Source organism: Mucilaginibacter dorajii (genome assembly GCF_024808255.1).
Classification (GTDB): domain Bacteria; phylum Bacteroidota; class Bacteroidia; order Sphingobacteriales; family Sphingobacteriaceae; genus Mucilaginibacter; species Mucilaginibacter dorajii.
On sequence record NZ_JANTYS010000030.1, the window covers coordinates 66,510 to 77,778 of the forward strand.

The following is an 11,269-nucleotide window of genomic DNA, read 5'->3' on the forward strand; positions in this document are numbered from 1 at the left end:
GTTATTTTACTTTTGACTGTAACCAGTTGTTGCGGAAAGTCTCCTGCTCTTTACTCAATGTTTTACCTGCTTTTTCAAAGGTTACAACTTCAAAGTTAGGGTTTTCTTCTAAGGTAATGGTAGTTTCATGATCGCCGGTGCGGTTCTTATAATTTACGCTGAGTTTATCGCCCGGCTTTTTATCGGTAAGCTGATCGTCAAAGCCTTTTTGATCTTTAATAGCAACTCCGTTTACCTTCATGATTACGTCGCCAGCGTCTAAACCTGCTTTGTATACAGGTGTACCCATAATAGTGCTTGATTGAATTGGCAGGCCTTCGGCATTGGCGGTGCGGGCAAGTCCTGAACGGCCACGGGCAGCAGTAGCAGCCAATGAGCCGGCCCATCCTTTACCTGGGTCAACCCGGCGCAATACCAGGCCAGCTTTTGCCAATAGTTCTTCATAATTGTTTTTGTCGATACCGGCAATGTATTTTTTGAAAAACTCGGCAGCAAATTTGGCGTTGCCGGTTACCTTGGCAAGGTCGCTTTGCAAATCGGGCACGGTATATGGTTTCATTACCTTACCACGACTGATCCAAACCTGGTGCATATAATCGTCAAGCGTTAAATTAAAATCGCTGCGCAAACGTAAATCAAGCGCCAGGGCTATCGCGCCGCCGTAGGTATAATAACTGGTGTAATCATTGGCGTTATTATTCGGATCGATAGATACACCTGCATCGGCATACACCGCGTAACGACTCATTTGTGTTGCGGGGTATTTGGCCGCGCCCGGGGTGTTTAGTACCTGGTTTACCAGGCTTGCTATAGTCCAGGTATAATCGTCTAACTTCACAAAGCTAGATCGCTCCAACAGCAATTCGCCATAATATTGGGTAAAACCTTCGGCAAACCAAAGCTCATTACTCATGTTGGCGTGCTCAAAATTAAAGGGCTCCAATGATTTTGGGCGGATGCGTTTAACATTCCAGCTGTGGAAATACTCATGCGCGAAAACACCCAGTAAACGATTTTCAAGGCCGCCTACTTTTGGTGCCGGTATAGTGATACAGGTTGAGTTACGATGTTCCATACCGTCGCCGGCCGCAGCGGGATTGATATCACTGATGAAAGTATATTCGCCATAATCATAAACCGGGTATTCGCCAAATACGGCTTTTTCTTCCTGGGTCATGCGGGCTACCATTTTGCCAAAGTTATCAATTACTTCCTGGCTATCATCGGAGTGTACGGTAAGGCTGATCTTTAGTTTTTTATTATCGGGATTAACGGCTTCCCAGCTGGTTACTTTGTAATCTGAAAGCTCGGTAGGGCAATCCATCATGTATTGCATGTTTGGGGCACTGTATACGTTTTTATCTTCGTGCTTAAGCTGTGTGGCAACGTGCCAGCCGTATTTTTCCAGGTCGTTAAACTGAAAAGTCAAGGCTCGTTTATCAAGGCCCGCAACCCACATAAATGTAGCAGGCATATTAAGGTGGGCATGGCTAAGGTCGATGCTGGTATACGTACCATCGGTGTAATTGCCAAACAGGGTATAGCTTACCTTAACAGTGGCTGGGTGATCCTCAATTTTGTATACATCGCCTTCTACTTGGGTAAGTTGAAGTGGTTTTCCGTTTACGTCGGTAGCGGCAACGTTGTAAATGTTTTTGCCAAACTCATGCGTAGCGTAGCGCCCGGCCGATGAACGGCTCATGCGCAGCAGCAAAGGCTCGGCAGGTGCCTGGGGTATGGTTATGGTAACCTCGGCCTCGTGATGTGCCGCGTTGGGGAACGATATAGCGTAGTAAATGGCTTTAGGCGCATCCTGTTGTGCCATAGCTACAGAGGTAAACAAGGTAGCAAACGCGAGTAAAAATCTTTTTTTCATGTAATCCTGATTAACGGGCATGAAAATACAATTAATAGCGGAAATGAATTATATCAATGTCATTACGTTTGGGATTTTAAAATCATTAAAATCTTTTCTTTCAGTATAGGAAGATCTTTGATGATAACCTGCCAAATGAGGTCAAAATCACTACCGAAATATTCATGAACAAGAATATGCCTCATGCCAATGATCTGCTTCCATTCCATATCAGAAAACAGCGCTTTATTTTCGGGAGTAATATAGTTAGCAGCTTCGCCAATATTTCAATTTGCTTTACACAGGCAAATCGCATCATTGAATTTTCAAGAAAGGACTTTAGATCTGTACTTAACGTATAATTATTAATTTCGTCAATGGCTTCCAGGATATGAAGTAATCTTTGACGATCACCCATTTTACCTTTCATAGATAAGGATTTTGCCTTTTTCTATAAATGAAGATAAATGCCGGGAGACGGATTTTGAAGAAACGAGGTCAATTTTTTTATGAAGCTTTTGTTGGATATCCGATTGCATGGTAATAAATCCAAGGCCGATATGTTTAGAATAATCTAAATCGACAAGAATATCCAAATCACTTTCACTATCAGCTTCATTACGTGAATAGGAGCCAAAAACATACGCCTTAATTACCGGTTGACCGGAAAAATAGTCTTTCAATAACTGTATGTCGTCGCTGGAAAGTTGCATAGCATTACAAATATAATAAACTCATTTCATAACGCGCTATAGCGGGTATACCCATTTCAATGACATTAGTCAATACGGTTTAGCCGTGGAGCTATCACTCATAAAGCGCACCAATTTGTTAACCAATATTTAACATCAATCTCCATTTAAAATAGTCGTTCACAAAATACCGGGGTAATTATCCGTACCTTTAAAGAAATTCCTCAAGCTCATGATCCTTTTTTCGAAAAGAAACCTACATTATACCGATTACAAGTGGACAAACTATACTCAAAATGATCCACGGGTGAGCGGTAAACCGGATGCTACTCCTTTTGCGAAAGACGAAGGTAACGAGATGGTATACCTCATTAACAAACTGATGATCATGTGGGATTACCGTTTTGCCAATACCGGCAACAAAATGGAAAAACTGATTCACGACAAACTCCCCGAAGAAATATATACCCAGGAAGCTATCCAGGAATGGCTAAAATCAAATTTGAAATTCTGATAGTAGTTTTGAGTTATGGGTTCTGAGTAATGAGTTTTTAACGCTTTCCTTCCTCACCGCCATTTAACTCAAAACTCATCACTTAACACTCAAAACTGTTTTATTCCTTCTTAAAATCATAAGCATTACGTTCCACAAAATCGGCTACTTTAACGCGTACGCTGGTAACCTTGCCGTTTTGCACGGTAAAAGGAAACACCGCTTTTCCTAATGTAGGATCGGAAAAGGTTACGTAATAGCGGTTACCGCCCAGTGGCTGTAGTTTAGCAAACATTTTGGGGTGATGCTCAAAACGCATTTCCAGGTCGTTGTTTTCGCCTTGCGTAACCGTCATTGATCCGTAAAGGCTATTGGTGTATTTGCCAATGTAACTTACCGGCAGTAAAGCCGGCTTTGGGTTAAGCAATATGGTGTCGCGTAATCTTTTATCCAGGGCAAGGTCATTGGCCGCTTTGGCTTTAAAGTCTGTTAAGTAAGCATCGCTATAGTTTCGGTATCCCTGGCCAAAGTAGGCATCCAATATATCCCAACGCAAGGCTTCATAAAACAGGTTTTGATCGGTATTGGTTAAAATGATAATACCCAGGTTGTCTTGTGGCGATAGCGTAACAGACGATAAATACCCGTTAACACCCCCATCGTGCATTACCAGCCTATGGCCCGAATAATCCTGTATAAACCAGCCAAGGCCGTAAAGTTCAAAGCTGTTTTCGCCATTAAGATGATGAAAGTTGCCCACAATATCCTGTGGCTGACGGGTAGCTTGTATGGCCGCTTCTGGTATTACCTGCCTGTTGCCCACTTTGCCATTATTTAATAAAGCCAATACCCATTTACTCATATCATTTACCGATGAGCTGATGGCGCCGGCTGGTGCAAGTCCGTCAATCTGGCAATAAGGGATGGCGGTAAGCCTGCCATCGTTAAGCGTATGCGGAACGGTGCGGTTTAAGGCTTTGGGCATTTCGGCAGTTAAGGCCAGTGTGTTACCCATGCCTAATGGGGCAAAAATGCTTTCTTTTAAATAAACCTCCCAGGGTTTGCCGGTTACCTTGGGTATAATTTGCCCGGCCGTTAAAAATGCCGAATTGGTATACCCCCATTTGGTACGGAAAGGATAGGGTGCTTTAATTTGCCCCAGTTTGTTGATCACTTCCTCGCGGGTAAGGTTGGTGTTGTAAAAAGTAAAATCGCCCTGGAAAGTTTGCAAACCCAAACGGTGGCAAAGTAAATCGCGTACAATGGCCTGCTCACCCGCAAATTTATTTTCCAGTTTAAATTCGGGAATATATTTGGTTACCTTATCATCTAAAGAAAGCTTGCCATTGACCTGTAACATGGCCAGCGCGGTAGCGGTAAATGCTTTGGTGTTACTGCCAATCATAAATAAGGTATTGATATCAACCAGGTTGGGTAAGCCAAGCTCTTTGATGCCGTAACCTTTCATTAATACTACCTTGCCATCTTTTACAATGCATACCGCTACCCCGGGGATTCGCCAGTTGGTAAGCGCGCGACTTACATACAAATCGAGGCTATCTTTTACGAATTTGCTTCGGTCGGCGTGCTGGGCTTTGGTAACGGTAACACATAAAATGCAGAGAATGATAGGTAGAAGTATTTTTTTCATTACAGGAGGTCTTATACTTTGGTAAAGTACTAAATTAACGCAAAATTTACGGCGGCATTACCTATTTGTAAAATAATGCCGCAATTTTAATTCAAAGTATAATTATATGAAATTTAACCGCACGGGTTCATTATTCCTTGCAATTGTTTTGTTCATTTTGGGCAATAACGAAGTAAAGGCACAACGCGCGCCCACGCATTGGGCAAACGATGGCTATCAGTATTATAAAACAACCGGCGGCGAAATTACCGTTTATGACACCCGCGATACCAGCAAAAAAACAGTATGGATAAGTACTGCAATGCTTACCCCAAAAGGTGGCAAACCTATAGGTGTAAAAAGATTTACGATATCTGACGATGGCAAAAAAGTATTGATTAACACCAACACCAAAAAGGTATGGCGTTATGATACCCGCGGCGATTATTGGGTGTTTGATACCGGTACCCAAAAGCTTTGGCAAATAGGTAAAAACCTGCCCGGGTCCTCATTGATGTTTGCCAAACTATCGCCAGATGGCAGCAAGGCGGCTTATGTAAGTGGGCATAATATTTATGTAGAGGATTTAGCTAACGGTGCTGTTAAACAACTAACTACCGATGGTAGCACGAGGTTGATCAACGGTACTTTTGATTGGGCTTACGAGGAAGAGTTTGGATGCCGGGATGGGTTCCGCTGGTCGCCGGATAGCCGCAATATTGCTTACTGGCAAATTGACGCTACCAAAATAAAAAGCTACTACATGCTGAACACTACCGACTCTATCTATCCGTTTGTGGTGCCGGTAGAATACCCGGTAGCTGGCGAAAACCCAAGCTCGGCCAAAATAGGTATTGTTGACGTTAACTCAGCTGCTACCAAATGGATAGACCTGCCTGGTGACCCCATCCAGCATTACATCCCACGAATGGAATGGACCTTAAACCCTAACGAGATCATTCTTGAACAGGAAAATCGCGCCCAAACCGAGAGCCGCATTTTTGTAGGCAATATATCAAACGGTACCGCCCATGTAATTCACGAAGAAAAAAGCGATACCTGGCTGGATGGTAAAGAGCGCTGGAACAACGGCGACCCAATTGGCTGGGAGTGGATTAACAAAGGCAAAGATTTTTTATGGGTTAGCGAAAAAGATGGCTGGAAACACATTTATAAAATAAGCCGCGAGGGTAAAGAAACCCTGATCACCAAGGGTGATTACGATATTATTAACCTGAGTTTAATTGACGAGGCTGGCGGTTACATTTACTTTACAGCATCGCCCGATAATGCTACCCAGAAGTATTTATACAAAATAAAACTTGCAGGCGGCAAGGCCGAGCGTGTATCACCTGCCGACCAACCCGGCACACATGGCTATGATATATCGCCTAATGGCAAGGTTGCTTTGCACAATTTCAACAACAGCTACACCCCACCGGTTACAGAGGTGGTTACCCTGCCAGAGCATAAGCACATTGGCGGTAAAGTGATTGTATTGAATAAAGACGCTAAAAACAAACCTGAATTTTTTAAAGTAAAAACTGCCGATGGCATTGAAATGGATGGCTGGATGATGAAGCCAACCAATTTTGATCCTAATAAAAAATATCCTGTTTTATTTACGGTATACAGCGAACCTGCCGGGCAAACGGTTACGGATACCTGGGGTGCAGGTCGTAATGGTTTGTATGTTGGTAGCATGGCCGATGACGGTTACATCTATATGTCGGTTGAAGGCCGTGGGGCACCGGCGCCAAAAGGGACTAAATGGCGTAAGGCTATTTACAAAAACATAGGTATTGTTAACGTGCGCGACCAGGCTATGGCCGCCAAAGAGATCATCAAATGGCCTTTTGTTGATTCAACCCGCATAGCGGTACATGGCTGGAGCGGTGGTGGCTCAACAACCTTAAACCTGATGTTCCAATACCCAGATGTTTATAAAACAGGCATCGCGGTAGCGGCAGTTGGCGATCAGCTTACCTATGATAACATTTACCAGGAACGTTACATGGGCGTACCGGTTGATGATGCAGGCCGCGCGCCGTTTATCAAAGGCTCGCCCATTACCTATGCTAAAAATCTGAGGGGTAACCTGTTATATATTCACGGAACAGGTGATGATAATGTACACTACAAAAATGCCGAAGAGCTGATTGATGAACTGGTTAAATATAACCGCCAGTTTCAGCTGATGTCATACCCTAACCGTACGCATGGTATTTTTGAAGGGCCGGGTACATCATTGCACCTGCATACTTTGTTTACTCAATATTTAAAAGAGCACTGCCCTCCGGGGGGCAGATAAGCACACTTTATAACTTGTTCAAGCCCTGGTTAATCCTAATTAACCGGGGCTTTTTGTTGCAGGTGTTCCACCAGAACGTGTGGAACACTTGGAACGCCTGGAACACCTTTGTTACTCATTATCAAATAGTTGATGATTTTTAAAAAAGCGACAATATGGAACACTTTAACTCCTAACTATCAGCGCTTTACCTCATATTTATCGTAATTAATCCTGAATTATCCCTCTTTACTGACAAAATAATGCACCATGCATATGGTAAGGATACCCGGCGAATAACTGGGAAAATGCTTCTAAATTTCGCTATTATTTATATCCTATCGCTATTGGTTTAAACGTGTAACGCCCCCAAATTTCTCTCGACTGTTTACAAATAACACGAAAAAACATCGCCGTAAAAGCCTGGGTTTAAATGCGCAAGCCTTATGCTATTTATAATCTTTCTAAATAAATTTGGATGATTTGCCACAATGGAGTACTTTTGGTCATTATTTATAATTAGTCTAAATAAAATGATACAACCCCAACTCTCGGTTCACAAACTATTTTCTCTCTTTTTCTTATCAATCATATTGCTCTTTAGTTCACTTACCGCACTTGCGCAGCAAAACCGCGGAACCATTAAGGGACACGTTTCAACCACCAACGGCCAACCTGCCGATAACGTTTCGGTCATGTTAAAAGGTACTAAGTACGGCACAGTTACCAATGAAGATGGCGACTTTGAATTTCGCGCCCCGCAAGGCAAGTACACCCTGGTAATTTCGCAGGTTGGCAGCAAAGGCCAGGAAAGCAGCGTTGATGTTGTTTCCGGCCAAACTGTAACCGTTCCCGGGGTTACCGTATCAGATGTTACCCATGGCTTGCAGGAAATTAACATCAATGCCAACAAAACCAACAAGTTTAAAAGCAGGAAAAGTGTTGATGTTGGCAAGATGCCATTGAGTAATCTTGAAAATGCTTCGGTTTATAATACCATAAGCAGCCAGCTAATGCAAGAGCAGCAGATCTTTTCTGTTGATGACGCCATCCGGAACGCGTCGGGAATCCAAAAAATGTGGGAAGCAACCGGCAGGGGTGGCGATGGTGGCTCTTACTACAACAGCCGTGGTTTTATTGTGCAAAGCGGTTTACGTAATGGCCTGGCCGGTAACATCACCAATACCATTGATGCCGCTAACATTCAAAGCATCGAAATTATTAAAGGCCCATCGGCCACTTTGTTTGGCAGCAGCTTAACATCTTACGGTGGTTTAATTAACAGGGTAACCAAAAAACCTTTCGACTCATTTGGCGGCGAGGTTTCTACATCGGTAGGTAACTTTGATTTTGAACGGGTGAGCGCCGATATCAATACCCCGCTTGATCCGCAGAAAAAAGTACTTTTTCGTTTAAATACCGCTTATAATCATGAAGGCAGTTTCCAAACTACCGGCTTTTCCCGCAACGTATTTATCGCGCCAAGCTTATTATACAACGTAAACGACAGGCTAAGCATTTCCTTTGATGCAGAGCTATCATACGGTAAAAACATTGGTAAATCAATCTTCTTTTTCCCTTACGGTGTAACCATCGCGCAACTGGGCTATAGCAGTGCCGATCAGTTACCGCTTGATTACAAACAGAGCTACGCGGGTGATGACCTGACCCAAACTTCAAGAAACGCCAACTTTTTTGGCGAGGTAAAATACAAGATCGCTAAATCATGGACCTCACGTACCAACATCGCCGCTACACACAGCTACTCTGATGGTTTTGGGCCGTATTTTTACCTGATGCCGCATGATTCTATCTCCCGTAATGATCAATCGACCAAAAACAGTACGGATGATATGATCGAGATTCAGCAGAACTTTAACGGCGATTTCAAGATCGGCAAATTCCGGAACAGGTTTGTTGGAGGTTTAGATTTCTTTAGGGATAACTCGAAACAGTACTTTTTTGGCAGCACACTTGATGCTGTATCCTTACATGGTAACCAGGATTACACCAACTTTAATAAGGCCGCCATGGATGCCATTTATGCAACCGGCACCTATGGCTTTACTTACCCGTACATGTATATCAGGAACACCTATAGCGCCTACGTATCAGATGTGTTTAATATCACCGATCAGCTGATCGTATCGGCAGGTGTTCGTGTTGATCGTTTTGTTAACATTGGTAATGTTGACCCAACTACCAAAACCGTATCTGGCGGTTACCAGCAAACTGCTTTCTCGCCAAAATTTGGTTTGGTTTATCAGCCTATAAAAGACCATTTATCATTATTTGCCAACTACCAGAACAGCTTCCGTAATCAAACAGGTATTACCGAAGATAATAAACCACTGAAACCCGAGCACGCCAACCAGATTGAAGGTGGTGTAAAGCTTGATTTGTTTGATGGTAAATTAAGCAGTACAGTAAGCTATTACGATATTAAGGTTAAAGATATCACCCGCCCGTCATCGGTTCCTAACCGTGTGCTGCAGGATGGTACCCAGTTAAGCAAAGGCATCGAGGCCGAAGTTATTGCTAACCCAATTGCCGGTTTAAACGCGGTAGTAGGTCTCTCTTATAACTATTCGAAATATGATGCTACTACTAATGCCGATGTAGCCAACCGTCGCCCGGGTACAGCATCATCACCTTACCTTGCCAACTTTTGGGTAAGCTACCGTTTACAAAAAGGAGCTGTTAAAGGTTTGGGCTTGGGTTTTGGCGGCAACTATGCCAGCGATAATACCATTATCAACAGCGTAAGCCAGGGAGTATTTAAATTACCTGCTTACACGGTTTTTAACTCGTCTGTATTTTACGATATCAAAAACTACAGGTTCGGTTTTAAAATGGACAACCTTACCAACGAAAAATACTGGATAGGTTATACCACGGTTAACCCACAGAAATTGAGAAACTACGCCCTTACATTTACCTATAAATTCTGATATGACATTTAAGAAAGTCATGTTATTTATCCACCGCTGGCTCGGCTTTATTGCCGGGCTTGTGGTGGTTATTGTAAGCATCACCGGCTGTTTGTTTTGTTTCCAGGACGAGATCCAGGATGCCATGTACAGCTATCGCCACGTAGAGGCGGTGCATAAACCCTACCTGCCGCCATCAACATTAAAAGCCGAAGGACTGAAAGGCCGTACCGGTGCCACTGCAAGCTATTTATATTATTATGGGAAAGACAGACCTGCCGGTTTACTGGTAAATTTACCCAAAGAGCAGGGCATGTTATACGTGTATATGAACCCGTACACAGGTAAGGTAACCCATGAAGAAAACCCGGCTAAAAACTTTTTCATCATAGTTGAATATATTCACCTGTACCTGCTGCTGCCACCCAAAATTGGCAGCCTGGTGGTGGGTATCTCGGTGATCATTTTTATTGTGCTGATGATAACCGGCATCATCCTGTGGTGGCCTAAACGCAAAACCGACCGCAAACGCAGCTTCACCATTAAATGGAACGGCCGCTGGCGCAGGGTGAATTACGATTTGCATAACGTTTTGGGCTTTTACGCTACCAGTGTTGCCATTATCCTGGCGCTAACCGGCTTATCTATGGTTTTTGATGTGGTTAGGGAAGGTATTTACTCAACCGCCAACCTGGGTAAGGCTTATCCTTCAGAAAAAGTATTCCCCAAGTCCGATTCGCTTTTAAAAACTAAGGTTGATAGTCGGTTTACTATTGATAGGGCCTTTGCCACGGCGCAAACCCTGTCGCCGCAGGCACAAATGTTCCTGATTTTTGACGATGCCTCGGCCGCGGGCACCATTGGTATAACGGCCTACGCCAAAAGCCTGCGTTTTTATGAAAGCGATGGTTACTTTTTTGAAAAGTACACCGGCAAATTACTCAAGCAAAGCCCGCATACCCAAAAAAGCCCGGGCATGAAAATGAACGATATGAATTATGATTTGCACGTAGGCCAGGTACTTGGCCTAACGGGTAAGATCATCGCGTTTTTAGTTAGCCTGATCAGCGCATCGCTCCCCATTACCGGGTTTATCATCTGGCTGGGTAAACGCAAAAAAGGCAAAAAGGTGAAGAGTGTGGTGCATAGGAGAGTGGTGAAGCAGCGGGGTGCGTAGGTGTTAGGGCTGTTTAATAGAGTAAAAGCCATGGCGTTGTGAGTTTTTAAATCCGGAGACTTTGAAGGGAAAAATGACGTAAAAACTGCCCTTCCCACCCTGTCATTCTGAGTAAGTTTTATTTGCGCACAAATAATCGCATTGCAAATGACACGAATAGTTATGAGTTTTGCTTTATAAAAGCAACTTATGGCAGTGTAGC

General features: G+C 43.5%; 8 protein-coding genes. 4 read left to right on the forward strand and 4 right to left on the reverse strand.

Annotated features, from left to right (window positions below):
- Position 1 precedes the first annotated feature (1 nt).
- From FHS10_RS26350 to FHS10_RS26355, 3 genes are all read right to left on the reverse strand, one after another.
- Positions 2 to 1,876 (reverse strand): M61 family metallopeptidase, encoded by a 1,875-nt coding sequence (locus FHS10_RS26350; protein WP_259096932.1) that lies wholly within the window; start codon positions 1,874 to 1,876, stop codon positions 2 to 4.
- A 62-nt stretch (positions 1,877 to 1,938) separates the two neighbouring features.
- Positions 1,939 to 2,139, reverse strand: coding sequence for a HepT-like ribonuclease domain-containing protein (locus FHS10_RS29325; protein ID WP_374759839.1), 201 nt, complete (start codon positions 2,137 to 2,139; stop codon positions 1,939 to 1,941).
- 135 nt (positions 2,140 to 2,274) lie between these two features.
- The gene (locus FHS10_RS26355; protein ID WP_259096934.1) at positions 2,275 to 2,568 is read right to left on the reverse strand and encodes a nucleotidyltransferase family protein; all 294 of its coding nucleotides are present in this window, start codon (positions 2,566 to 2,568) and stop codon (positions 2,275 to 2,277) included.
- Positions 2,569 to 2,779: 211 nt separating this feature from the next.
- Here FHS10_RS26355 and FHS10_RS26360 point away from each other — a divergent pair, with 211 nt between their 5' ends.
- Entirely contained in the window at positions 2,780 to 3,061 is a 282-nt protein-coding gene (locus tag FHS10_RS26360; protein WP_259096936.1) for a hypothetical protein, read from the forward strand.
- Positions 3,062 to 3,161: 100 nt separating this feature from the next.
- On the opposite strand, the gene FHS10_RS26365 is transcribed toward FHS10_RS26360, so the two are convergent.
- Positions 3,162 to 4,691, reverse strand: a complete 1,530-nt coding sequence (locus FHS10_RS26365) for a serine hydrolase (RefSeq protein WP_259096938.1) — start codon at positions 4,689 to 4,691, stop codon at positions 3,162 to 3,164.
- Positions 4,692 to 4,797: 106 nt separating this feature from the next.
- Here FHS10_RS26365 and FHS10_RS26370 point away from each other — a divergent pair, with 106 nt between their 5' ends.
- The 3 genes from FHS10_RS26370 (at position 4,798) to FHS10_RS26380 (ending at position 11,067) form a co-directional block, all read left to right on the forward strand.
- On the forward strand, positions 4,798 to 6,981 hold the full coding sequence (locus FHS10_RS26370) for a S9 family peptidase (RefSeq protein WP_259096939.1): 2,184 nt from the start codon (positions 4,798 to 4,800) through the stop codon (positions 6,979 to 6,981).
- Between the two features lie 512 nt (positions 6,982 to 7,493).
- Complete coding sequence (locus tag FHS10_RS26375; protein WP_259096941.1) at positions 7,494 to 9,911, forward strand: TonB-dependent receptor; 2,418 nt, start codon at positions 7,494 to 7,496, stop codon at positions 9,909 to 9,911.
- A 1-nt stretch (position 9,912) separates the two neighbouring features.
- Positions 9,913 to 11,067, forward strand: coding sequence for a PepSY-associated TM helix domain-containing protein (locus FHS10_RS26380; RefSeq protein WP_259096943.1), 1,155 nt, complete (start codon positions 9,913 to 9,915; stop codon positions 11,065 to 11,067).
- Positions 11,068 to 11,269 lie beyond the last annotated feature (202 nt).